This is a genomic window from Streptomyces sp. 135 (assembly GCF_020026305.1).
Lineage (GTDB): Bacteria > Actinomycetota > Actinomycetes > Streptomycetales > Streptomycetaceae > Streptomyces.
The window spans coordinates 7891071-7915442 of sequence record NZ_CP075691.1 but is presented as its reverse complement, the minus strand read 5'-3'; the positions used below and the strand labels follow the sequence as shown (position 1 = coordinate 7915442).

Sequence of the window (24372 nt, the reverse complement as noted above, 5' to 3'; positions counted from 1 at the left end):
CCGGTTCTCCTCCTGCGACATGGGGCGTGGCGTGCGGTGCGGGTTGCGCCCTGCGGTACCGGTCACGGCGTCGCTCCCCGCGCGCCGTCCGGGAGCTGTCGGCCGGTGAGGTCGAAGGAGCGTCCGGCAGCGAGGCGGTCGAGAAGCTCGGCGACGAGGGGCTCCGCCAGTTCGTCGGGCAGCGCCGTGGGGCGGCCGGTCAGCCGCCCGTGCAGCCGGGTGAGCAGGGCCTGGAGCCACCGCGGGTCGCTGTGCCGGCCGCCGAGGTGGCGGTTGTGCCGCCAGATGCCGAGGCAGGCCGAGGCGGCGAGCAGGTGCCCGGTGCGGGTCACGAGTTCGGAGGTGTGCGGCCCCGCGGTGACACCCAGCTCGGACAGGGGAAGGGCGCGGCAGTCACGTGTGAGCGCGTCGTGTTCGGCGAGGAACAGCGCGCCCAGCTCGGCGGAGCGCCCGCTCAGCTCCGGCACCGAGGCGCGCAGCGTCCCGGTGAGATGGTCGTTCCCCGACCCGCTGAGCTTGAGCCGGTCGAACCACAGGGGCGGCAACGGTACGTCGAGCCGGAACAGCTCCTCCGGGGCTCGCTGCGGTTGCGTCGAGGCCCAGGAACGCCGGGCGAGGACGGGGAGCTGCGGCAGGACGTTCGACTCGCAGGCCCCGCGCGCCGCGTGCCCGAAGCTCACGACGCGCACGTCCCGCAGCAGTTTCTGGAAGATCGCCGACGGCCCGCCGCGCAGGTAGAAGTGAGCGCCCATCAGCTCGGAGAGGGTGTACATGACGTCCAGCAGCAGCGCGGAGCCGAAGTGCTTGAACACCGATGCCAGCACGCTGACTTCGGCGGGCAGCACGTGGACGGCCCGCAGCACGGTCGCACTCAGGCACTCCACGGCGAGCAGGTCGGCGTACGCACCGGCGAGAGCGGAGCGCAGGTACGGCAGGTCCAGCGCCGACCGCCCGTACAGCGACCGGCCGAGCAAGTGGCGCAGGGTCACCCGCAGCCCCGTCTCCACCGGTCCGCACATCACGGCCGGCAGGACGGTGCGGGTGATCTGGAAGGACCGCAGGGCGGTCTCCAGGCCGCCGCCCGTGCGCCCCAGCACACTGCCGGGCGGCAGCGGACAGTCGTCGAACTCGATGCCGTGCAACTGCACCCCGCGCATGCCCGAGCTGGGAAAGCGCGGCAGGTCGTGTACGCGCGCGAGGTCGAGGTCGCGCTTGTCGACCAGCACCTGCGAGTGGCTGCGGCTGCCGCGGCGGTCGTCGGTGCGGGCGAACACGACCAGGGCGTCGGCGCGCCTGATGTTCGTCACGACCTCCTTGCGGCCCCGCAGCACGCGCCCCGCGCCGGTCTCGGCCACCGCGCACTCCACGCCCGCCATGTCGTTGCCGTGCGCCAGTTCGTGGTAGGCCGCCGCGATCCTGCGGTCGGAGAGCAGGAGGCGGGCGGTGGCCCGCTGCTGCCGCTCGTCCCCGGCCAGCCAGACGTTGACCGCCGCGATGAACGAGCTCATGCCGTAGCCGAGCCCCAGGCAGGGGTCGCGCCGGTACACCGCGCGCAGGGCTGCCACCAGCTCGTCGATGCGGGTCAGCCGCCCGCCGAGTGCGGTGGGTACGAAGTCGGCGTTGAGCCCGTGCTCGTCCAGGGCCCGTTCGCCGGCGGCGCACATCTCGCCGCGCTCGTCGGCCCGGAGCAGGGCGGCGAAGCCGAGGGGGTTGGCCTCGTCGAACGGGTCGCCCAGCCGGTCCTCCAGCGTGTCCACCAGAGTGGGCGCGTCGAGGGCCGGGCCGGCACCGGGGCTGTCGGCGGTCATGACTCCTCCGTCCCGGACAGCAGGGAGAGGCCGTCCGCATCGGGGCCGGCGTGGAGCAGTGCGGCGGCGAGCAGGTCGCGGGCGTCGTGCCCGGCGGGGGGCGCCAGGCCGAGGCGGGTGAGCACGGTCGTCAGACAGGCCCGTATCCAGAGCGCGTCCTGCCACCAACGGGTGTCGTGCGAGGGCGCGTTGTGGAGCCACAGGGCCAGACAGGCCGCGCCGGCGAAGCACCATTCGTACCGTTGGACGAGGTCGAACGCGGCGGGCGGCACGCCCCCCGCCGTGCGGCAGGCGGCGATCTCCTCGTGCAGCCGCTCCGACTCGGCGGCAAGGGCTCGGGCCGCGTACGCGACGTCCGGGGGCCCGGCGTCTCCGGCGAGGTCGGCCGCCAGGGGCAGCGACTGGACGAGGCTGCACCCGGCGCTGGTCAGGGCCAGGCGTGCGAAGTCGAGAGGGGGGCGGCGCGCGCCGTGCCCGGCGGCGTCGATGACACCCGTGATGTCGCGGGAGCCGCTCCTGCGGGCGCGGGCGCGGGCGAGCAGCGGGAACGAGGTGGCGAGCGCGTGGCGGTTGACCGCTGTACTGCCGTCGAAGATCCCCACGATCCGGTGGTCGCGGTCCAGTTTGGCGAAGGCGCCGTGTTCGAAGACCGTGGTGACGAAGCCGCGCACGCCGAGCAGGTCACCGAGCTGGTCGAGCGCCCGCTGCACGATCGTGGGCACGAACGCCTTGGTGACGGCCGAGACCACGCCGAGTTCACCCGGCAGGGTCTGCGCCGCGCGTCCGGCGAACACCGCGACCGCCTCGGCGGCCAGGATCGCCGCCGCCGCGTCGCCGAGGACGCGGCGTACGCGGGGCAGGTCGGCCAGTCGGTGCCCGTAGAGCTCGCGGTCGGCGAGGAAGCGCAGCGTGAGTGGCAGCGCGTGGTCGGCCGCGCCGAGCGAGAGCGCGGTGGCGAAGATCCGGGTGACCTGTAGCGACTTGAGGGCCGACTCGAACCCGGAGCCCTCCGGCCCGATGAGGGACGATCCGGGGGCCGGTGCGCCGTGCAGGACGAACCCGCTGATGTCGGCCCCGCGGATGCCGTGGGTCGGCTCCTTGGGCAGCGCCCGCCAAGTGCCGTCCGGCAGCGTCGACCTGTCCAGCAGGAAGAAGCTGAGGCCCCGGGGCCCGCCCTCGTCGCGGGTACGTGCGAGTACGCAGGCGTACCGCGCCCGGGTGCCGTTGTTGATCAGCCACTTCTCGCCGTCGAGCCGCCAGTCGCGGCCGTGCGGCCGTGCGGTGAGCCGGCTCGCGAGCAGATCGCTGCCGTGGCCGCGCTCGGTCATCCCCCAGCACACCTCGGCGCCGGACGTGATCGCGTCGGCGAGCTCCGCCGCCTGCCGGTCGGTGCCGGCCACCCAGGTGGGCACCGCGCCCAGGAAGGTCTTGCCGTGCGCGACGGCGAGGGTGAGGTCGTGCCGGGCGACGACGCGCAGGACGGACCAGAGGCCGTCGAGGCCGTGCAGCAGGCCGCCGTGGCGGCGGGGCACGTAGTGGGCGGCCACCCCGGCCTCGCCGAGCAGGCGGTGCGCGGCTTCCGGGAACGCCTCGACCTCGTCCCACGCGGCGAGCACAGCGGGGTCGAGGGCTCCGCCGGGCCGTGCCGCCCGGTGGAGCAGTTCCCTGAGCCGGCCGGCGGTGACGGCTTCCCGGGCGGTGCTCGTCATGCCGGACGCCCCTCCCCTGCCGATGCCGGTGCCGATGCCCCTGCTTCCGCCACGGCCGCGCCGAGGCCGGGGTCGTACTCGGCGAAGAGAGGTTCCACCCCACCGGACAGGAACAGGTCACGCATCACGGAGCGCTGCACCTTGCCGCTCGTCGTGCGCCGTACGGCGGCCCTGCGCAGCAGCGCCACCCCGGCGGCGCGCACCCCGAACTCCCGGGACACGGTGTCGCGCATCGTGCGGGCGAGCAGCCGTGCGCTGTCCTGCGAGGGCCTGCCGCGCACCTCCTGGAGCACGACGAGCGCCTCCTTGCCCGGCTCTTCCTCGTGCGCGAAGGACACCGTGAAGACCGCGCCGGGCAGTCCTGCCAGGTCGGCGTGGTCCTCGCGCAGGGCGTGCTCGACGTCCTGCGGGTGCAGGTTGCGGCCGTTGATGATCATCAAGTCCTTGCGCCTGCCGGTGACGTAGAGCTCGTCGTCGAGCAGCGCGCCCAGGTCTCCGGTCCGCAGGAACGGGCCGTCGCCTTCGGCGGTGCGCGCGCCGAACGTCTCGGCCGTGGCGTCGGGTCGGCCCCAGTAACCCCGGGCGACGCTGGCGCCGCGCAGCCAGATCTCGCCGACGTGGCCCGGGGCCACCTCGGTGCGGCTGTCCGGGTCGACGACGCGCACCTCGAAGTCCCGGATCAAGCCGTTGCTCGGCAGCTCGCGCCCCGGTGCCGTGGGCGCCACCCGCCGCAGCTCGCCGCGTTCGAGGAGGTCGGGGTCCACACGGGCCACGACGAGTCTCCTGCCGGACGCGCCCGAGACGAAGACCGTTGCCTCGGCGAGGCCGTAGCAAGGGCTGAAGACGTCGTCCCGCAGCCCTGCGGCGGCGAAGCGCCGGGTGAAGCGCCGGGCCGTGGAGACCTGGACGGGTTCGGCGCCGCTGAGCACGTGGCGCCACCGGGACAGGTCGAGCGCGGCAAGCTGCTCGTCGGTGACCTTCTCGACGCACAGGGCGTGGGCGAAGTCGGGGGCGGCTGAGCACGTCACGTCGAAGTCGTCGATCACCTTCAGCCACAGGTGGGGGCGCTTCACGAACGTCACCGCCGACATGAGCACCGTCGTGGCGGCCAGCGCCAGCGGTGCGAGCGTCTGGAGGATGAGCCCCATGTCGTGGTAGAGCGGGGCCCAACCGCCGAGGCGCATCGGGGCATCGGGCGAGATGGCACCGGTGAACGCGAGGACGTTGTGCAGCAGATTGCCGTGCGTGACCTCGACGCCCTTGGGGTCGCTGGTGGACCCGGAGGTGTACTGGAGCAGCGCGAGCGTCGCGCGGTCCGCCGGTGCGGGAGCCAGTCCTTCGCCCTCGGTGATCAGGTCCGTGGCCACGGTGCGCGGCCCGGGCCGGTCGGCGGCCTGCGCCCATGCGCGCACCTCTGCGACGTTCGCCGCGTCGGTGAGCACCGCGCCGATGCCCGCGTCGGCGGCGATGGAGGAGAGCCTGCGACGGTCCTGCCGGTAGTTGCCCGGCAGCGGTGCCACGACCGCGACCATGCCCGCGTACAGGCATCCGAAGAACGCCGCGACGCACTCGGTGCCCTGCGGGTAGAGCAGCAGCACCCGGTCACCGCGCTCCAGGGTCGCCGTCAGTTCCTCCGCGATCAGGGCGGCGCGGCGGTCCAGCTGGGCGTAGGTCAGCGTGTGCGCCCGCGCCTCGGCGGCGTCGTGGACGAAGATGACGGCGTCGCGCTCTGCGTGGTCGCGCGCGTGCTCGCGCAGCAGGGTGCTGAGCGCTTCGGCGCGTGCGACGTTCTCGGTCATGGTGTGCCCCACTGAGGTCTTCTCCCTGGCGGTGGCCGCCTGTCGAGGTGGGTGTCAGTTCCGGCGGGGCCGCTCGTCCCCCGTTCAGGACACGCCGCTGCGCTCCAGCAGCGTCTCGCCGCGCGCCTTGCCGTCGTTCAGCAGGGTCGAGCCCAGCGGGGTCAGCGAGTGCAGCACCGTGTTGAGGTTGCGGCTGCTGGTGACGAGCCCCGCCGCCCGCAGCACCGTGGTGTGCTGGCTGGCGGCGGCGACGGAGATGCCGAGCCTGCGCCCGAGCTGGGTGGTGGTGCAGCTCTCGGTCAGCGCGTGCAGGATGCCCGCCCGGGTGCGGCCCATCAGCGCGCCCAGCGCCTTGCCCTGGTGCGTCGGGCCGTCCCACAGGGTCGCGGCGGTGACCGTGTCCAGCGGTACGGGGTAGACCAGGACGAGCGTCGTGCCCTGGGCGCCGGGGCCGGTGCGCACGACCGGCCTGCCGTGCAGGAACAGCGACGGCATGAGGGTCAGGTCCATGCCGTCCGGATAGATGTCCTCGTCGAGTCCGTTGTCCAGCTCCAGGACCGGGGGGCGCCACCCGGCGCGCGTGTGCAGGGTTGCGAAGAGGCCCTCGACGCCGCTGCCGAGGAAGATGCGCCCGCGGTGCGCGGCGTCGGCCTTGAGGTAGGCGTTGACGCGGCGCCAGTAGGGCGCGACGGCCCTGTCGCGGAAGGCGGCTGCTGTCTCCCCGCCGAGGCCCGGGGAGCGCCGGGCGCCGGGGGGCAGCCCGGTGGTGCGGGAGAAGGAGCGGGCGGGTCCTGGCAGGCCCGGGCGGTGCGCGAGATGTCGTAGCGCCGCCGATTGCCCCACCAGGTCTCGCCAGCGGGCGAAGACCGCGCCGCCGCCCCGGCGCAGTAACAGATCGGCCGCGAAAGCCGTTTCCATCACGGGGTCCCCACCGGGCGCGATGGTGATTCGCGTCAGGTCTTGCACAGAGAAATGGATTCGCTGCACTGGTTCCCCCCTGATCGGTGGATTAAAACCCGGTCCCAGTCACCGAGTTCGCAAAGCCCCGGCAGTCTTACCGGCCGCGAACAGCACCGCAATAAGTTTCAGATGGCGGCGAAAATGCCTACCACCCGCTTACGGAAAACGTCCCGGGCGGGGCATACTCCGCGAGTGGGCCACCGGAGCGGGCGAACCCGGCGCCCGAAGTGCGGCTTCACACCGCGTGCCGCGCCACGGTGTCGGCCACGAGGTCCAGCCGCCGCCGGTCCCTGTGCCGCAGCAGCCGCTCGATCCGCTGCCCGTGCGCGCGGGTCAGGCACGGCACGGGGTGGACGATGTCGGCCCCGTCGGCGACGAGTTCGTCGACCAGCGGCTGCGGTCCGTCCGGCCGCGGCCCCGCGTGGAGCGTGTCCCACTCGCCGAGCGCCTCCTGGCACGTCACGCCGGGCGGCAGCGCGGCCCGCTCGGACGACAGGATCTCCGCCAGCCAGTCCCGGGTCGACGAGCGGTGCAGCTCGTGGAACCGTTCGCGCAGCGGCGCGGAGCGCAGTTCGTCGAGGGTTGCCCGCGCCGCGCGCGCGGAACCGGCGCGGCCCAGCACGATCGGGTGGGCGTCAGCGGCGTACGCGTCGGTGTGCCGCATCGTCGTCAGACCGGCCCTGATCCGCACCGTCGCCTCGCCCGCGATGGCGACGGGCTGGCCGTCGTCGGTGAACCGCAGCCACAGCTCCCAGTCGTCCCGGTTGATCCCCTGGCCCTCGGACCAGCCGCCGAGCCGGTCGAGCAGGGCGCGGCGGTGCGCGACCCTGGAGGGCTCGAAGAGGGAGGCGAGGACCTGGAGTTCCGGATGCCACACGCTGCCGAGTATGTGGGCGGGCACTTTCACGTCCCCTTGGTCGTCGACGTAGGTGCCGGCCGCCACCACCCAGGACTCGCCGGCGTCGAACCGGGCCAGCACCTGCGCGAGGTGGGTGGGGCTCCAGCGGTCGTCGTCGTCCAGGTAGGCGACCAGCGGAGCGGACGAGGCGGCGAGGCCCACGTTGCGCGGCCCGCCGGGCCGCCTGCGCGGGGTGCATTCCAGGAAGGTGATGCGCGGGTCGTCGTACTCGGCGACCACGTCCGCCGTGTCGTCGGTCGAGGCGTCGGAGACGATCACGAGGTGCCAGTCCCGGACCGTCTGGGCCAGCACGCTCTCGATGGCCCCGCGAAGCAGCGCAGAACGGTTGTATGTGGCGCAGAGGACGTCGATCCGGGAATCATCGGGAGACATACGGTGTCCACACTCCTGCACGCTGAGTCGTGAGTCGGCCGAGTTACGCTAGCGCGGAAATCGGTCGGCGACGCAGGCCGCATTTCACTGATATCTGGGTCTTTCAAGCGAGCATGAAAAACTGTTCGCGAGCTGTCCCCGACATTTAGCATCCCCCCATGCCGATGCCCGACGGGCAGCCGCCGACGAGCGCACCCGTCCGAAGAGGAACGGCACTTGCCACGGTCAGGGGGCCAGCACGTGACCACAGAAAGCGCATCCCATCTCCGCCGCATCTCGGTCTTCGACGCCACGCTGCGAGACGGCGAGCAGGCGCCCGGCAACGCCATGTCGGCGCGGAGCAAAGTCACACTGGCCCTGGCGGCCGAGGCGTACGGCGCCGACGTGGTGGAGGCCGGCTTTCCCGGCTCCTCCGCCGAGGACGCCGAGGCGACCCGGTTGATCGCCGAGGCGCTGACCACCGCGAAGTTCGCCACGTTCAACCGCGCCTTCACCTCCGACGTACGGCAGTCCATGCTGGCCGGCGGCGCCCGCCCCAACCATCAGGTGCAGATCTGCGGCACCGGCAGCGACATCCACCTGGAGCACAAGCGCGGCATCACGCGCGCGGAGTCGGTCCAGGAGGTGCGCGACTCGATCGGGCTCGCCGTGGAGATGGGCGCGACCGACATCTCGTTCGGCGTGGAGGACGCGAGCCGCAGCGCCAAGAGCCATGTCAGGGCGCTGGTCACCACCGCGGTCGAGTGCGGCGCGGGCACGGTCATACTCGCCGACACGACCGGCTGCGCGACGCCCGGCGAGTACGGCGACCTGTGCGCCGCCGTGCGGTCGTGGATACCGGACGAGGTGATCCTGTCCACCCACTGCCACGACGACATGGGGCTGTCGCTGGCCAACGCCCTGGCCGGCGTCGAGGCCGGCGCCGACCAGATCCAGGCGACCCTCGGCGGCATCGGCGAGCGGGCGGGAAACACCGCTCTCGAAGAGCTGTCCGCCGTCCTCACGTACAAGGGCGAGCAGTTCGGCGTCACCATCGACGTACGACTCGACCTTCTCTACCCCGCCTACCAGCTGCTCGCCGAGACCATCGCGCTGCCGCCGTACCGCAACAAGGCCGTGTTCGGCGTCAACTCCTTCGCGACGGAGGCCGGCATCCACCAGGACGGCATCCTCAAGAACCCCGTCAACTACGAGTACCTGAACCCGCACCGGTTCGGCCGGGAGCGGTCCCTGCTCGTGGGCCGGCACTCCGGCCGGGCGGTCCTGCGCTACCTCCTCACCCGCACCGGGATCGCCCAGGACGAGGCCCTCGTCGACGAGTTGTACGAGGAGTTCATCGCGTCGACGCCCCTGGGCGCGTGCGAGGAACTGGACGACCTCGCCAAGCGGCTCGCCGACCGCACCACCGCGCGGGCCGACACATGAGCCGTCCCACCACGCTGATCGACAAGGTGTGGGACGCGCACGTCGTGCAGCACCAGGATGGCGCCGACCTGCTCTACGTGGACCTGCACCTCATCCACGAGGCCACGTCGGCGCAGGCGTTCGACGGGCTGGCGCTGGCCGGGCGCCGGGTGCGCCGCCCCGATCTGACGCTGGCGGTCGAGGACCACAACGTACCGACCGACTCGCTCACCATCGGCGACCCGGTGGCGTCCCTCCAGGTGCGCACGCTGCGGCGCAACTGCGCGGAGCACGGCATCCGGCTGTTCCGCCACGGTGACGCGCGCCAGGGCGTGGTGCACGTGGTCGGCCCCGAACTGGGCGTCGTCCTGCCCGGGACGACCGTCACCTGCGGCGACAGCCACACCTCGACCCACGGCGCGTTCGGGGCGCTGGCGTTCGGCGTGGGCACGAGCGACGTCGAGCACGTACTCGCCACCCAGACGGTCGCGCTGCGGCGGCCGGGAACGATGGCCGTCGAGTTCGCCGGCCTGCCCCCGGACGACGTGACGGCCAAGGACCTGGCGCTCGCCCTGCTGGCACGGCTCGGCGCCAACGGCGCGCACGGGCACGTGCTGGAGTACCTCGGCGACGCCGTGCGGGCGCTGTCGGTCGAAGGCCGGATGACCTTGTGCAACATGAGCGTGGAGGCGGGCGCGCGGGCGGGACTCGTCGCACCGGACGAGACGACGCTCGACTATCTGCGGCAGCGGCCCGAGAGCCCGCGGGGCGCCGCCTGGGAGCGGGCCGCGGCGCACTGGAGCGGGTTGCGCACCGACGCGGGGGCCGTGTTCGACCGCACGGTGCGCATCGACGCGACCTCCCTGACGCCGCACGTCACCTGGGGGACGAACCCCGGGCAGGCGGTGGGCATCGGCGACCGCGTTCCCGACCCCGGCCGGTTCACCGGCGCCGAGCGGGCCGTGGCCCTGCGGGCACTCGAGTACATGGCTCTGACGCCCGGCACAGCGATGCGGGACATCGCGGTCGACACGGTGTTCATCGGCTCCTGCACCAACGGCAGGCTGGAGGACCTGCGCGCCGCGGCCGACGTGCTGCGCGGCCGGGCCGTCGCGCCCGGGGTGCGGATGCTGGTGGTCCCCGGATCGACGCAGGTGCGCCGCGCCGCGGAGGCGGAGGGCCTGGACGAGGTGTTCCTCGCCGCCGGCGCGCAGTGGCGTCTCTCGGGCTGCTCGATGTGCCTCGGCATGAACCCCGACCGGCTGCCCGGAACGCAGCGCTGCGCCTCCACCTCCAACCGCAACTACGAGGGGCGCCAGGGCAACACGGCCCGCACCCACCTGGTGTCGCCCGCCATGGCGGCGGCGACCGCCGTCACCGGGCGCTTCGCCTCGCCCGCCGACCTGGACTGACCGCCCGGGCGGTGCGAGCGGCGCATTGCCACCAAGCGAGAGAGCCCCGACATGGACCCGCTCACCGAGCACACCGGCAGGTGCCTGCCGTTGCGACGCAGCGACGTGGACACCGACCAGATCATTCCGGCTCGGCACTGCCGCAGACTGACCAAGACCGGTTACGCCGACGCGCTGTTCGGCCACTGGCGCAAGGACCCCGGGTTCGTGCTGAACCGGCCGGAGCACCAGGGGGCGAGCATTCTGCTGGCGGGCCCCCACTTCGGCACCGGCTCCTCGCGTGAGCACGCGGTGTGGGCACTGCGGGACTGGGGGGTGCGCGCGGTGCTCGCCGCCAGCTTCGGCGACATCTTCCAGCGCAACGCGCTGCGCAACGGCGTGCTCGCGGTGCGGTTGCCGGACGCGGTCGTGGACGGCCTGCTGGACCGCGCGGAGCTGGACCCCGCGGTCACGCTCACCGTCGACCTGCGCGGGCAGGAAGTGCGCGCCGACGGCCGGCGGTGGCCCTTCGAGGTCGACGCGCGGGCCCGCCGGCTGCTGCTCGAAGGGCTCGACGACATCGAGGTGGCCCTGCACGCCCAGGACGCCATCACCCGGCACGAACAGACCCGGCCCGACTGGATGCCCCGGCCGTCGGCGGCCGTGAGGCGCCGCTGAAGGAGGAAGCGAACCGTGCGACGCATCGCCGTGATCCCGGGTGACGGGATAGGCCCAGAAGTCACGGCGGAGGCGCTGCGGACACTGCACGCGGTGGCGCCCGATCTGGAGTTCGACGTGCTCGACCACGTCAACGCCGACCGGTTCCTCGCCACCGGAACCGCGCTGTCCGACGACGACTTCGCACGCGTGGCGAGCTGTGACGGCGCCCTGTTGGGAGCGGTCGGCGACCCCCGTGTCACCAGCCCCGACTACGCGCGCGACGTCCTGCTCCGCCTCCGCTTCGAGCTGGATCTGTACATCAACCACCGCCCGGCGCAACTCCTGCACGACCGGCTCAGCCCGCTGCGCGACCGGGGCCGCAGGCCGATCGACTGCACGGTGGTGCGCGAGAACACCGAAGGTCCGTACGTGGGCGTCGGCGGCGCGCTGCGCGTCGGCACCCCGCACGAGACGGCGATCGACACCGAGGTGAGCACCTACCGCGGGGTGCGCCGGGCGATGGAGTTCGCGTTCGCCAGGGCCACCCGGTCGGTGTGCCTGGTGGACAAGGCCAACGCCGTACCGCACAACGGAACACTGTGGCAGCGCTGCTTCCGCGAGGCGGCGGCGCTCCGTCCGGACCTGCCCACCCGCCACTTGTACGTGGACGCGGCGGTCATGCTGCTCGTGCAGGACCCGACGGCCTTCGACGTGATCGTGGCGAACAACGCGCACGGTGACGTGCTGAGCGACCTCACCGCGCAACTGGCGGGCGGCCCCGGCACGGCGGCGTCGGCGAACCTCAACCCGCAGACGGGTTACGCGCTGTGCGAGCCCGTCCACGGCTCGGCGCCCGACCTCGCGGGCACCGGCCGGGCCAACCCGCTGGCGGCCGTCCTCAGCGCCGCGCTGCTCCTGGACTGCGCGGGCCGCGCCGAGCAGGCGGAGCGGATACGCACGGCGGTGCGCACCGTGGTGCGGGACCTGCGGTGCACGGCCGACATCGGGGGCTCCCTGACCACGTCCGGCGCGGGCGCCGCCGTACGCGACGCGTTGCACGGGGAGTGACGACACAACACCACATCTCTATCGCCTTCTGCTCAACTCCAGGTAAATTCCGCCTGTTTCGTATCCGACCGTCATCCATTCCGAAGGGCATCCCGTGATGACCGGAGTACGCGGGTCCTACCACCTCCGCCCCGTGGCCGGCCGGGTCGAGGGCGAGGTGGGTGACACGCCCTTCGCCGTCACGACGTCCCACGGGCTACTGCTGTGGAACGGGCGGCACTTCGAGCGCATCACCCGGGGTCCGGCCTGCGGCCTGACGGTGCGGGACGGGGCGCTGTGGGTCTTCCAGCGCGCCGGGCGCCACGGCCGTGTGCTCTCCGTGCACCTGGAGGGGGAGGATGTCGAGGTCGTCCCGCGCATCTGGGGTCTGCCGGGTAACGGGTACTGCATCGACTTCGTCGACGACGAGCTCATGGTCACCGACCCCTCCCACAACCAGGTGCTCGCCTACCGGATCGGCGACGGCGGACCCGCGGTGCACGCGGCGCACGCCGCACGCTCCTTCTGCCTGGAGGACCGGGCGGCCCGCGTCCCCTTGCGCATCAGCGCGCTGCTCCGGCACGGGCCGCTCCTGTTCGTCATGGCGAGCAAGGGCCGCGGGCACGACTCCCGGCAGAGCGAGATCTGGGCCTTCGACAGCCGGGCGCGGCTGGTCGCGGTGGTCCCCGCGGGCGGCACCCACTGCCATGACCTGTTCTTCGACGGCGAGCAGTTCGTGCTGTGCAGGTCACGGGAGCGGACGGTGGTGCGCGGCCCGCACCCGGTGTACCGCGCGGACGGCTTCCCGCGCGGTCTCGCGGTGGGCGAGGACCGGGTTCTCGTGGGCGTCTCGGCCCACGCGCGCTCCCGGCACGCCCGCGAGTCGGGCGCGGCGAGCGTGGACTTCCTGGACCGCGACTTCCGGTGGCAGGGCCGGATCACGTTGCGCCACGGCCAGATCAGGAACGTGCGGCTGCTCTCCGACGACATCGCCACCAGCAACGCGGTGCGCCGGACGGCGAAGACGAGCGCGCACACGCGGTGAAGGTCATCCCAGCACCACCGAGCGGTCGAGGAGCATGAGCGACCCGGTCGCGGTCAGCAGACGGTCGTTCGCGTAGTTGAGGCTGGCCGCCCGCAGGTCGCGGAAGGTCCGCTCCACGGGGAGCGGGGACGTCTTGGAGTAGCCGGCGGCGAGCCCGGCGAACTGCATCATGCGGTCGGCGGCGCGGAAGGTCAGCTCGGACGCGGCCACCTTCAGCGTGTTCAGGTGGATCTGCACGACCGTCTCCCCCAGCGACCGGCCGGCCGCCCGCGCGGCACTGACCTCCTGCTCGACGCGGTGGAGGTATCCGCTGGTCAGCTCCAGGTCGATGCGTATCCGGGCCAGCCGCTCCCGTACGAGCTCGGACGCGGTGTCCGGGCCCCGGCGCCCCGGCCCCCGCAGTCCGGTGACCAGCTCGCCCAGTGCCGCGCGCGCCGCCCCCAGCCAGCAGGCGGACCAGCCCAGATGGGCCATGGGGATCATCGACTCCACGGCCACGTCGCGGAACCCTCCGGGGCCGCCGACGACCTGGTCGGCGGGGACCTCACCGGACAGCCGGACGCCGAGGCTCTGCGTCCCGCGCATGCCGAGGGTGTCCCACTCCCCGGTCTCCGCGACCGAGAGGGCGTCCCGGTCGGCGTACACCAGGGACACCGCGTTGGCGGGCAGCTCGGCACCCTCCTTCATCGTGATGAGGAATCCCTCTGCGACGGAGGCCCCCGTCACGACCGGCGCGTCCCGCTCGATGCGCAGCCGTCCGCCCCGTGCGTCCAACGGGGCGTCGGCGGACAGGAGATGGCCGCCCTTGCCCCGCTCCGTGGTCACCGACGCGATGTACAACTCGCCGCGGGCGACGCGGGGCAGCACGCGCTCGCGCAGCTCGGGGCCGCCGAAGCGGGCGATGGCATCCGTCTGCTGGCAGTGCATTGCCCAGGCGAGGGCCGTGGACAGACAACCGCCCGCGAGCACCTGGGCCACGTCGACGTAGACGTCCAGACCGGCGCCGGCGCCTCCGTACCCGGTCGGCACCACGAGCCCCAGCAGCCCCGCCTCGCGGAGCGCGGCGAAGCTCTCCACCGGGAACCTCGCCTGATCGTCCACTTCCGCCGCGTACTTGCGCAGCACGCTCGCGGCCGTCAGCGCCGCCTCATGGCACGAGTCACTCATCGCTGCCCTCTTCCCTGCCCCGCGCAGGCATTCCCGTACGCGACGCATTCGCTGCCTCGGACGGCGAGGAATTCCATGGCCCAGGGGGAATGCTCAAAGTGAACGGAATTAGATGTCGGCAGGCAGCCTAATGGCGCAACCTGCCGCACCGTCAAGAACTTTCAGCCTCTGCTGCATGACCGAGCACACCGCTGCCGTCGATCCGAAACGGCTGCTAGGCTCCCGTTTTCAAACCGGCGCCCGTGCACCACTCATGCGCCAGGACAGTGCACACGGATTTCTTTCCCATGGATATGGACACCGGTGACGGTGAGAGATGCGGAGGCGGCATGGGCGGCGACCGGCGAAATGCGGTGGTGACCGGCGGCGCCGGCTTTCTGGGGTCGCATCTGTGTGAACGTCTGCTGCGCGAGGGCGCGTCCGTGGTGTGCGTGGACGACTTCTCCACCGGGAACCCGGACAACATCGCCCACCTGATGTCGGACGACCGCTTCAGCCTGGTGAAGCGGGACATCTGCACCGGTCTCGAGATCGACGGCCCGGTGGACGCGATCGTCCACCTCGCGTCACCGGCCAGCCCGCAGGACTACCTGCGCCTGCCCGTGGAGACGCTGCGCGTGGGGTCGGCCGGCACGCTGGCCGCCCTGGAGCTGGCCAGGCGGACGGCCGCGCGCCTCGTCTACGCCTCGTCCAGCGAGGTGTACGGGGACCCGCTGGTCCACCCGCAGGACGAGACGTACTGGGGCAACGTGAACCCGCTCGGCCCGCGCTCGGTGTACGACGAGAGCAAGCGGTTCGGCGAGGCCGCGGTGGCCGCGTACGTCCGGGAGCACGGCGTCGACGCGTGCGTCGTGCGGCTGTTCAACACCTACGGGCCGCGCATGAAGCCCGACGACGGACGCATGGTGCCGAACTTCGTCGTCCAGGCCTTGGAGGGCAAGCCGCTGACCGTCTACGGATCGGGGCGGCAGACGAGGTCGCTGTGCTACGTGTCCGACACCGTTGAGGCCCTCCTGCGCGCGGTCGGAAGCGACCACCCGGGGCCGATGAACCTCGGCAACCCGGTGGAGATGACGGTCCTGGAGGTCGCCGAACTGATACGCGACCTCACCGGGTCCACGTCGGAGATCACCTTCCTGCCCGGCATGGAGGACGACCCGCGGCTGCGTCGCCCGGACATCGCCCTCGCCCGCCGGGTGCTCGGCTGGCAGCCGGAGGTGCCCCTGCGGCAAGGCCTGGCCGAGGTCATCTCGTCGTTCAGGGACCTGCGAGCGGCGGCGCGGCTCGGCGCAGTCGACTGACCGTGCATGTGCCAGGTCGACCGTCGTGACCTCTCAGAAGGTAGACGCGACGAGCTCACCCGCTAGCGGCGGGGGCTCGGCGCGGGGACGGTGAGCAGTCGCATGGAACAGGCGGCGGTTCCCTGACGTTGTTCCGCGCGCGTAGACCCGTCCTGCCACTGAGCCCACCACGTGAAAGCTCCCGCTGCCGCCCGCCAAAGTCGCTTCGGGACCACCGACGTCGTGAACGCCACGTAGTCGGTGCTCCAGTTGCGCCGGGGCGAGACTGCACACGCCGAATACCGCCAGCCGAACCTCACCGACCTCGACCGCTTGCATTTCGTCCGCAGTCCAGCAACCCGCCAGCCAGGGACGCCCGGAGTCATGCCGCAGAACCTGGCACGCCGAGGAGCGGAAATAGTGCTCGGAAACGGCGGACGCCGCCTCGCAGTGCGAAAGGACCACAAACCAGCGACCACAGCGCGAAGGCATTACCACGAGCGGTGGAAGCCGGCCCAGCCATTCCTTCAGTCGCGCGGCCGGCACCGAGCGACACGCCGTCGATTCCCTCACACGAAAGGCGGAACCCGCCTCACCCCAAGTGGGTTATTGACATGAATCACCGATATGTCGCGCGGTGTCCGTCCAGCCGCCCATAGCGCCGTGTCGTCGGCGGTACAGCCCAGCAGCCGCGCCACCAGGCCTCGGGCCCGATCACGCAGCGCGCCGAGCGCCTGGTGCTGAGCGGTACCCGAGACGGCAGGGCACGTCAGTGCGCGCTCTACTACCGCCCCACATCCCGCGCGGCCGCGCAGGGGGCCAAACCGACGCAGGCGGCATCCAGGTAGGCGAGTCCCGCCAATGCCGGGAACTGGCTACGGGCCGCGGACAGCCACCAGGCTCTGACGTCACCCACCTGGGACCACTCTATGCGTTCAGTTGACCGCGCACGGTCACTCTTGCGCGGGACTACGTGGCGTCCCCCAGGAATTTCAGGGCTCACGCCAGTTCCTGTCAGGAACAGGGCAACCATTCGAGGCAGGTGCGGGTCTACCGACCGAGCACACCACGAGGAGACCATCATCATCGCCATACGCAAGACCCTGACCGCCACCGCAGTCGTCGGCGCGGTTCTCGCCGGTTCGGCCGCCTGCGGCACCGTGGAGCAGCTGTCCGCCGGCCAGAAGCTCGACGAGGCCTTCGAGAAGCTGAACCAGGAGAAGTCACTCTCCTTCGAGTTCTCCCTGGACACCGACGCCGCGTCGCTCAAGGCGATGGACGGCTCCTCGTCCCCGGAGCCCGGCGAGGAGATGCCGGACGAGGTCGCGCAGCTGCTCAGCGACGCGAAGGTCAGCGTCACCGTGCAGTCGAAGAAGCCGTTCGGCAAGTCCGGCGAGAAGGACTTCGACCGCATGGCCATGAAGGTCAGCGGCCCGGACGGGCGCCTGGTCGAGTACCGGGTCATCGGCGACCAGACGTACCTCCGCACCGACGCGAGCACGCTCGGCAAGGCCATGGGCGCCCCCCTGCCGAAGGCGGCGGATCTGCCCCCGGAGGCCGGGGCGCTCAAGAAGGTTCTCGAGGGCGATTGGGTGAAGATCGACACCAAGCAGATGGAGGAGCTCGCCGCCGAGAACGGCGCAGAGCCCGGGGCCGAGCCCTCGCCGCAGCCCACCCTCGACGCCGCGACGCAGAAGAAGCTCATGAAGGCCGTGCGCGAGGTCGTCGCCCGTGAAGTCACGTTGAAGTCGGCCGGGAGCGGGGACGGGACCGAGCGCGTCACCGCCACCGCACCCTTCCGCACCCTGGCCACGGAACTGGTCGGCGAGCTGCGCCCGCTGGCGAAGAAGCTGCCGACGGACAAGGAGCTGAAGGACGCCCCGGACGGCAAGGTCAAGGCGGACATCACGCTGAAGAACGGGGAGCTGAAGGAGGTCCGTCTCGACCTCGCCAAGCTCGCCGAGAACACCAAGGTCAAGAAGCTCGGCCTGGTCATACGGATGACGGACGGCGTCAAGCCGACCGCCCCGGTCGGCGCCACCGAGCTGGACGTCGAGCAGCTGATGGCGGGAATGTTCGGCGGGATGGGCGCGGAAGGCCCGGGCGGGGCTGTCGACGGCATGTGACGGCAGGGCGGCTTCCCCGAGAGCGGGCCGGTCGGGGAAGCCGCCCACGCGGTCGGTCGGCGCAATGTGTGACGGGGACGTTTGGACGGTGGATGAGCGGCCAGACGAACCTCAGAACACGATGTTGTCGATGCCAAGGGAGCGTGAGCGGACATGACCGCCGACGAGAAGGCCAAGGCGAAGACCGAGCAGGCCAAGGGCGCTGCCAAGGAGGCCGCGGGCCGAGCCGTGGGCAACGAGCGCCTGACCGCCGAGGGCCGCGCGGAGCAGATGAAGGGCGACGCTCGCCAGGCCAAGGAGAAGACCAAGGACATCGGCAAGCACTAGCTCCATCCATCACGCGCGTGTCCGGGCCCCGGGGAATCCTCCCCGGGGCCCGAGCCGTGCGGGTCGTAGGACGGGTCGGCGCACTGGGAATTCCGTGGTGAAGAACTGGGGAAATCAGGGTCGGCCCTCTTTTCCGGCGAGTTCTGCGCTGACCGGGTGGAAGCGGTGGCGGTGGCCGCCGACGACCCGGCGTACCGGCGGACGGTCAGGCACCGGCCTGTATCTGGCGAGCCGGGTGTACCCCGAGTGCAACCCCTCCTCTTTGGGCGAGTTGCAGGCGGCGAGTGACGGCACCCGAACGCGCCGCTGCTGTTGGCAGGCCCGCGCGGATCTGGGTTTGCTGGACGACGAGGTACGCGCGCCGCATCGCCGCAGTCGTGCTCGCATGACGCCACCGGCCCGGGGAACCCGCGCACCGTAGACCTCCTGGTCCCTAACACCATCACCAGCTGCCACGAGGAGAGAGTCATGCGGGCACTGACGTGGCACGGCAGGCGCGACGTGCGGGTCGAGACCGTACCGGACCCCGTGCTGAAAGAACCGACCGACATCGTCATCCGCGTCACCTCCACCGGCATCTGCGGATCCGACCTGCACCTGTACGAGGTGATGGGCCCCTATCTGGACGCCGGTGACATCCTCGGCCACGAAGCCATGGGAATCGTCGAGGAGATCGGCTCCGGTGTGACGGAGCTGGCCGTGGGCGACCGCGTCGTCGTGCCGTTCAACGTGTCGTGCGGCGACTGCTTCATGTGCGACGCGGGGCTGCACTCCCAGTGCGAGACGACGCAGAACCGCGAGCACGGCACGGGTGCCTCGCTCTTCGGTTACACCAAGCTGTACGGGCAGGTGCCCGGCGGCCAGGCGGAGCTGCTGCGCGTGCCGTTCGGCAACACCCTTCCGATCAAGGTCCCCGAGGGTCCGCCCGACGACCGGTTCGTCTACCTCTCCGATGTCCTGCCGACCGCCTGGCAGGCCGTGGAGTACGCCGCTATCCCGCCCGGCGGCACCGTGACCGTGCTGGGCCTCGGGCCGATCGGCGCGATGGCCGCCCGTATCGCCCTGCACCGCGGGGCCAGTCTGGTCGTGGGCGTCGACCTGGTCCCCGAGCGGCTGAGCCGAGCCGCGCGGGACGGCGTCAAGGCCCTGGACCTGCGCCGCCACGGCAAGGACATCGGTGAGGCGGTGCGCGACCTGACGCAGGGGCGCGGCACGGACGCCGTCATCGACGCCGTCGGCATGGAGGCCCATGGCGCGCCGCTGGTCAAGGCCGCGCAGTGGGGTGTGGGCATGCTGCCGGACGCCGTCGGCGCGAAGGTCATGGGGAAGGTGGGCGTCGACCGTCTCGGCGCCCTGTACGCGGCGATCGACATCGTCCGCCGGGGCGGCACGATCTCCCTCTCCGGCGTGTACGGCGGGGCGGCCGACCCGATGCCGCTCCTGACGATGTTCGACAAGCAGCTCCAGCTGCGCATGGGCCAGGCCAACGTCAAGCGCTGGGTCGACGACATCCTTCCGCTGCTGACCGACGACGACCCTCTCGGCGTCGACGGCTTCGCGACCCACCACCTCCCCCTGGAGGAGGGCCCGAAGGCGTACGCGACGTTCCAGGCGAAGGAAGACAACATGATCAAGACGCTCCTGCGGCCCTGACCGCGCCCGTGCCCGACCGGCAACCGGCTTGTACGAACCGAGCGATCCAAGGAGGCCCCAGTGGGCCAGGCATCACCTCTCCCCGGCCGGGGCGCCGACGACCTCAGCGGGCGCTCGGCCGTCGTGGCCGGCGGGTCCCGCGGGCTGGGTCTCCTGCTGGCGGACCGGCTGACCGCCCGCGGCTGCGCCGTCACGCTCGCCGCGCGCGACGGCGCGGAGCTCGACCGGGCGCGCGCCAAGCTGCTCAAGCGGCAGCCTGCGGCGACGGTCCGTACGGCGGTCTGTGACCTGCGTGAGCGGGCGGACGTGCGGGACCTCTTCACCACCACCCAGGACGCCTGCGGCGGCGTCGACCTCGTCATCGCGAACGCGGGCATCATCCAGGTCGCGCCGCTGGAGTCCCTGGACGCGGCGGACTTCGACGACGCGATGCGGTCGATCTTCTACGCGGCCCTGCACACGTCGCTCGAAGCCCTTCCGTACCTCAAGGAGAGCGCGAGCGGCGGGCGCCTCGCGCTCATCTCCTCCGTGGGCGGACTCCTCGGCGTCCCTCATCTGCTGCCGTACGCGTGCGCCAAGTCCGCGGTCGGCACCCTCGCCGAGGGGCTGCGCGCCGAGACCTCCGGGACCGAGGTGAGCGTCACGGCCGTGTACCCCGGCCTGATGCGTACGGGATCCCATCTGCACGCCATGTTCGGCGGCGCGCAGGGGCAGGAGTACGGGTGGTTCTCCACGGTGGCGGGCACCCCGCTGGTGTCGATGAACGCGCAGCGCGCCGCCGAGCGGATCGTGCGCGCCACCGTCCGGCGCCGGGCCCGGCTGGTCCTCACGCCCGCGGCGCGCGCCGCCGATCTTGCGCACGGGATCGCCCCCGCGACCACCACCCGGCTGAGCGGGGTCGCGGCGCGCCTGCTGCCCCGCGCGCCCGTCCGCCCCCGCGGCATGCGCGAGGGCAAGGACATCGACCCGCCGCGGGGGCCGGTGACGCGGAGCGTCCAGCGGGCCGGGAGCGCGCTGAACGAACGAGCCGCCGACGCATACAACGAACGGGACCGGGACACCCCAGAACGGTGAGCCCAACACCCGTCGCAGGGGGGCCGGAAGAACTGGGCGACATGCCCGAGAGAGAGCGAGGTCACCATGCCGGCTGGATCCAGCAACAAGCGTGAGCGTCAGTACGAGCACATCAAGGAGAGCGCCGAGGAGCGCGGAGCCTCCAAGGGCCGGGCCAAGGAGATGGCGGCCCGTACGGTCAACAAGGAGCGGGCCCGCTCCGGGGAGTCGAAGACGGCGAGCAGGACGTCGACGAAGGACCCGAAGTCCGCGTCGCAGCGCGGCGGCGAGCGCTCGCACAGCGGCTCCGAGGGCCCCACGAAGGACCAGCTCTACGAGGAGGCCAAGAAGAAGAACATCGACGGCCGTTCCTCGATGAACAAGCAGGAGCTGAAGAAGGCGCTCGGCCGCTGAGCGAAGGGCTGTCGGTGGCTGTCTGCGGCTGTCGGTGGCTGCCTGTGGGGTTTCATGGCGGGTGTCCGCCGCCATGAAACCCCACCGCCGTGTTCAGGCCGCGGCCCGCTGCTTGCCGAGGGCCTCGACCAGCTGCTCGCGGGTCATCTTCGAGCGGCCCGGGATCTTCGCGTCGGTAGCGCGCCGGTACAGCTCGCTCTTGGTGAGCGCGGAGACGTCCTCCTGCTCGCTCTCGCTCTCCTGTGACTGCTCGCTGCGGCCCTTCTTGGTGGCGCTCTTCCCGGTACCGCCCTTGGCGCGGTTGCGCTCGACGCTCTGCTTCAGCGCCGACATCAGGTCGATGACGTTGGTCGCCTCCGGCGGCCCGGCCTCGCCGACGATCTCCTTGCCCTCGCGCTTGGCCTCGACGAGTTCCTTGACGCGCTCCTCGAAGGTGTCCTGGTAGTCCTCGGGGTTCCAGTCGACGGTGAGCGCGTCGATCAGCTGTCGCGCGGTCCTGAGCTCGCCCGAGGTGACCTTCTGGCGCCGGTCGGGCAGGTTCTCGACCTCGTCGCGGGGGTCCCGTACCTCGTCGGCCCACCGCATGGTGTGCATCACCAGGACGTTCTCCTGGGCGCGCAGAGCGGTGAGGTACTGCTTGCCGCGCATCGTGAAGGTGGCGATGCCCGCCTTGTTCGCCTGCTCCAAGGCGGCGCGCAGCAGTTCGTACACCTTGAGGTACTCCTTGCCGCGCGGCGCGACGTAGTAGGTCCGGTCGAAGTAGACGGGTTCGATCTGGCCGAGGTCGACGAAGCCGGCCATGTCGACGACCTTCGACTTGCCCGGGGCGATCTCGTCCAGCTCCTCCGGCTCGATGACGACGTACTCGCCGTCCCCGAGGTCGTAGCCCTTGACGATGTCGCGGCTGTCGACCTCTTCGCCGGTGCGTTCGTTGATCCGCTTGTAGCGGATACGGTCGCCGGTGCCGCGTTCGAGCTGGTGGAAGTGGACGGTGTGGTCCTCCGTGGCCGTGAACAGGCCGACGGGGACCGTGACCAGTCCGAAGGTCAGTACGCCGCTCCAGATCGATCTCGCCATCACCCATCGCCTCCTTCGGTCCCCCGGTGGTCACGTGTCTCGCCGGTCAGCCGCTCGACGAGGGCGGCGGCGGTCCCGGCCCGGCCCGCGGCCTCGCGCACGGCGTGCTCGGCCGCCCGCGCCCGGTCCCGCGCCTCACGCTCCTCGGCGCGGGCGTGCCGGTGCCGCTCCTCGGTGCTCTCGCGCTCCCGGGCGAGTTCTTCGAGGCGCCGCCGGAGGTCTTCCGTCAGCTTCGCGGCCCGCTCCGCGTCGCGGTCGGCCGCCGCGGCCTCCTTCTCGCGGTCCCGGAGCCGGCGCTCGGCGTCCTCCGCGTCCTGGCGGGCCTCGGCCAGCTTCTGCCGCCGCCGCTCCCGCGCCCGCGCGTCCCGCTCGGAGTGCGGCGACTTCGCCGGGGCCCGTGGGGCGGAGGCCCGGCGCGGTGGCGCGGCGTCGGCGGCGACCGCGACGACATCGAAGCCGGTGGTCGCGCTGAGCGCCTTGGTCAGGCGTCCCGAGGCCCAGTCCCGGGCGGCCCGCTCATCGGCGAGGACCGCGTGCAGGGTCTCCTCGATCTCGCGCCGGGCGCCTTCGCCGACCGGGTGACCGGCCTCGTCGGCGAGCTGCCCGGCCTGCCGGGCCAGCGCGTGGATCAGGGCGTGCTGCTGACGGGACAGCTCGCGCAGCCGCTCGCCGTCCAGGCCCCGGTGCGCCTGGCGCAGTCCTTCACCCAGTTGGACGAGCGGTTCCACTTCGTCGGGCTGCTCGCGTACGAGGAGGTTGCTGGCCCAGGCGGCCAGGCTGGGGCGCCGCAGCGCCTTGATCCGCTCGGCCAGGGGGCGGTCGCCGCTCTCACGGGCCTGTGCCGCACGCTGGTCCCGGGCGGCGGTGAACTCGTCCGGCCGCAGCCCGTACAGCTCGTCGGTGACGGTCTCCAGGTCCACGGCCGCCCTCCCTCCTGCCCCTTATGCCTTTTACGGGTAGTTATGGGGTGATTGTTCCGGGTCGTCGGTGAAGCCGAAACCCGCCCCGTTCGGTTTCGACCGCTGATCCGGTGAAAAGCGAGAAACGACAGCAGAGGGGGGCACAGCACGACCGGGAGATACGTATGCGCGCCGTCACCGTCCGTCCGTCGTCCGCCGATTCCCTGGAGGTGCGCGACGTACCCGATCCGGTCCCCGGCGACGGTGAGCTGCTGGTGGACGGGCTTGCGGTCGGGGTGTGCGGCACCGACAAGGAGATCGTCGCGGGCGATTACGGGTGGGCGCCGCCCGGCGAGGACCGCCTCGTCATCGGCCACGAGTCGCTGGGCCGGGTCCGCGAGGCACCGCGGGACAGCGGGTTCGCGGCCGGGGACCTGGTGGTCGGGGTGGTGCGCCGTCCGGACCCGCAGCCGTGCGGGGCCTGTGCGCGCGGCGAGTTCGACATGTGCCGCAACGGCCGCTACACCGAGCGCGGCATCAAGGAGCGCCACGGCTACGCCAGTCAATCCTGGACGGTGGAGAGCGACTACGCCGTACGCCTCGACCCCGGCCTGGAGTCGGTGGGGATGCTGCTGGAGCCGACCACGGTGGTGGCCAAGGCGTGGGAGCAGGTGGAGCGGGTCGGCGGCCGGGCCTGGTTCGAGCCCCGGCGGGCGCTGGTCACCGGGGCGGGCCCGATCGGCCTGCTGGCCGCGCTGCTCGGCGTGCAGCGCGGCCTGGACGTACATGTGCTCGACCGGGTCACCGAGGGGCCGAAGCCGGAGCTGGTCGCCGCCCTCGGCGCGACGTACCACAGCGCGGACATCGGCGACGTGACCTCGGCGATCGAACCCGACGTGGTCATCGAGGCCACCGGTGCGGGCTCCCTGGTCTTCGCGTCGATGGCGGGCACCGCGACGTACGGGGTCGTGTGCCTGACCGGCGTCTCACCCGCGGGGCGGAAGCTGTCGGTGGACGCCGGCTCGATCAACCGGGACCTGGTCCTGGAGAACGACGTGGTCGTGGGCTCGGTCAACGCGAACCTCCGCCACTACCGCAAGGGAGCCGACGCCCTGGCCAAGGCGGACCGCGCCTGGCTGGAACGGATGATCACCAGGCGCGTACCGCTGGAGCGTGCCGCCGAGGCCTTCACCCCGCAGGACGACGACATCAAGGTCGTCATCAGCCTCACGTGAGACGACCCCCGCATAAGACGACCCTCA

Annotated in this window: 20 protein-coding genes; 12 read left to right on the top strand and 8 right to left on the bottom strand. The window is 72.0% G+C overall.

Translation table 11 applies throughout. The features are described 5' to 3' along the window. Nucleotides 1-62: 62 nt before the first annotated feature. From KKZ08_RS35220 to KKZ08_RS35200, 5 genes are all read right to left on the bottom strand, one after another. Entirely contained in the window at nucleotides 63-1808 is a 1746-nt protein-coding gene (locus KKZ08_RS35220) for an acyl-CoA dehydrogenase (protein WP_223778291.1), read from the bottom strand. Then, nucleotides 1805-3517: an acyl-CoA dehydrogenase gene (locus KKZ08_RS35215; protein ID WP_223778290.1), complete on the bottom strand. Its 1713-nt coding sequence runs from the start codon at nucleotides 3515-3517 to the stop codon at nucleotides 1805-1807. The genes KKZ08_RS35220 and KKZ08_RS35215 overlap by 4 nt, the downstream gene beginning before the upstream one ends. Then, the gene (locus KKZ08_RS35210) at nucleotides 3514-5316 is read right to left on the bottom strand and encodes a fatty acyl-AMP ligase (protein WP_223778289.1); all 1803 of its coding nucleotides are present in this window, start codon (nucleotides 5314-5316) and stop codon (nucleotides 3514-3516) included. Before KKZ08_RS35210 ends, KKZ08_RS35215 begins: the two co-directional genes overlap by 4 nt. An 84-nt stretch (nucleotides 5317-5400) precedes the next feature. After that, entirely contained in the window at nucleotides 5401-6234 is an 834-nt protein-coding gene (locus KKZ08_RS35205) for a winged helix-turn-helix domain-containing protein (RefSeq protein WP_223778288.1), read from the bottom strand. Between the two features lie 277 nt (nucleotides 6235-6511). After that, nucleotides 6512-7567: a glycosyltransferase family A protein gene (locus KKZ08_RS35200; RefSeq protein WP_223778287.1), complete on the bottom strand. Its 1056-nt coding sequence runs from the start codon at nucleotides 7565-7567 to the stop codon at nucleotides 6512-6514. 240 nt (nucleotides 7568-7807) lie between these two features. Between KKZ08_RS35200 and KKZ08_RS35195 the strand changes: the two genes are divergently transcribed. The 5 genes from KKZ08_RS35195 to KKZ08_RS35175 all read left to right on the top strand — a co-directional run bounded on the left by KKZ08_RS35195 (nucleotide 7808) and on the right by KKZ08_RS35175 (nucleotide 13114). Beyond that, complete coding sequence (locus tag KKZ08_RS35195; protein WP_223778286.1) at nucleotides 7808-8992, top strand: pyruvate carboxyltransferase; 1185 nt, start codon at nucleotides 7808-7810, stop codon at nucleotides 8990-8992. Further along, complete coding sequence (gene leuC, locus KKZ08_RS35190; RefSeq protein WP_223778285.1) at nucleotides 8989-10383, top strand: 3-isopropylmalate dehydratase large subunit; 1395 nt, start codon at nucleotides 8989-8991, stop codon at nucleotides 10381-10383. The genes KKZ08_RS35195 and leuC overlap by 4 nt, the downstream gene beginning before the upstream one ends. A gap of 51 nt (nucleotides 10384-10434) precedes the next feature. Continuing rightward, nucleotides 10435-11040, top strand: coding sequence for a 3-isopropylmalate dehydratase small subunit (gene leuD, locus KKZ08_RS35185; RefSeq protein ID WP_223778284.1), 606 nt, complete (start codon nucleotides 10435-10437; stop codon nucleotides 11038-11040). A gap of 15 nt (nucleotides 11041-11055) precedes the next feature. Beyond that, a complete protein-coding gene (locus KKZ08_RS35180; RefSeq protein ID WP_223778283.1) occupies nucleotides 11056-12090 on the top strand; it encodes an isocitrate/isopropylmalate family dehydrogenase in 1035 nt (344 codons plus the stop codon). Between the two features lie 97 nt (nucleotides 12091-12187). Continuing rightward, nucleotides 12188-13114 (top strand): hypothetical protein, encoded by a 927-nt coding sequence (locus KKZ08_RS35175; RefSeq protein ID WP_223778282.1) that lies wholly within the window; start codon nucleotides 12188-12190, stop codon nucleotides 13112-13114. Between the two features lie 3 nt (nucleotides 13115-13117). Here KKZ08_RS35175 and KKZ08_RS35170 read toward each other — a convergent pair whose 3' ends face one another. Further along, entirely contained in the window at nucleotides 13118-14281 is a 1164-nt protein-coding gene (locus KKZ08_RS35170) for an acyl-CoA dehydrogenase family protein (protein ID WP_223778281.1), read from the bottom strand. A 293-nt stretch (nucleotides 14282-14574) separates the two neighbouring features. Here KKZ08_RS35170 and KKZ08_RS35165 point away from each other — a divergent pair, with 293 nt between their 5' ends. The 6 genes from KKZ08_RS35165 to KKZ08_RS35140 all read left to right on the top strand — a co-directional run bounded on the left by KKZ08_RS35165 (nucleotide 14575) and on the right by KKZ08_RS35140 (nucleotide 21134). Next, nucleotides 14575-15582 carry a UDP-glucuronic acid decarboxylase family protein gene (locus tag KKZ08_RS35165; protein WP_223779320.1) on the top strand — a complete coding sequence of 336 codons (1008 nt, stop codon included), beginning with the start codon at nucleotides 14575-14577 and terminating at the stop codon, nucleotides 15580-15582. A gap of 1139 nt (nucleotides 15583-16721) precedes the next feature. After that, nucleotides 16722-17687, top strand: a complete 966-nt coding sequence (locus tag KKZ08_RS35160) for a hypothetical protein (protein ID WP_223778280.1) — start codon at nucleotides 16722-16724, stop codon at nucleotides 17685-17687. A gap of 153 nt (nucleotides 17688-17840) precedes the next feature. Next, nucleotides 17841-18014: a CsbD family protein gene (locus KKZ08_RS35155; protein WP_223778279.1), complete on the top strand. Its 174-nt coding sequence runs from the start codon at nucleotides 17841-17843 to the stop codon at nucleotides 18012-18014. A 468-nt stretch (nucleotides 18015-18482) separates the two neighbouring features. After that, entirely contained in the window at nucleotides 18483-19667 is a 1185-nt protein-coding gene (locus KKZ08_RS35150; RefSeq protein WP_223778278.1) for an alcohol dehydrogenase catalytic domain-containing protein, read from the top strand. Nucleotides 19668-19727: 60 nt separating this feature from the next. Continuing rightward, on the top strand, nucleotides 19728-20741 hold the full coding sequence (locus KKZ08_RS35145) for an SDR family NAD(P)-dependent oxidoreductase (protein WP_223778277.1): 1014 nt from the start codon (nucleotides 19728-19730) through the stop codon (nucleotides 20739-20741). A 66-nt stretch (nucleotides 20742-20807) separates the two neighbouring features. Beyond that, nucleotides 20808-21134 carry a plasmid stabilization protein gene (locus KKZ08_RS35140; protein WP_223778276.1) on the top strand — a complete coding sequence of 109 codons (327 nt, stop codon included), beginning with the start codon at nucleotides 20808-20810 and terminating at the stop codon, nucleotides 21132-21134. Nucleotides 21135-21227: 93 nt separating this feature from the next. Here the strand turns inward: KKZ08_RS35140 and KKZ08_RS35135 are convergent, their stop codons facing one another. Further along, nucleotides 21228-22211, bottom strand: coding sequence for a Ku protein (locus KKZ08_RS35135; protein WP_223778275.1), 984 nt, complete (start codon nucleotides 22209-22211; stop codon nucleotides 21228-21230). Next, nucleotides 22211-23131 carry a hypothetical protein gene (locus KKZ08_RS35130; RefSeq protein ID WP_223778274.1) on the bottom strand — a complete coding sequence of 307 codons (921 nt, stop codon included), beginning with the start codon at nucleotides 23129-23131 and terminating at the stop codon, nucleotides 22211-22213. Before KKZ08_RS35130 ends, KKZ08_RS35135 begins: the two co-directional genes overlap by 1 nt. 164 nt (nucleotides 23132-23295) lie before the next feature. On the opposite strand from KKZ08_RS35130, the gene KKZ08_RS35125 reads away from it, so the two are divergent. Continuing rightward, nucleotides 23296-24345, top strand: a complete 1050-nt coding sequence (locus KKZ08_RS35125) for a glucose 1-dehydrogenase (RefSeq protein ID WP_223778273.1) — start codon at nucleotides 23296-23298, stop codon at nucleotides 24343-24345. The last annotated feature ends 27 nt before the right edge of the window (nucleotides 24346-24372 follow it).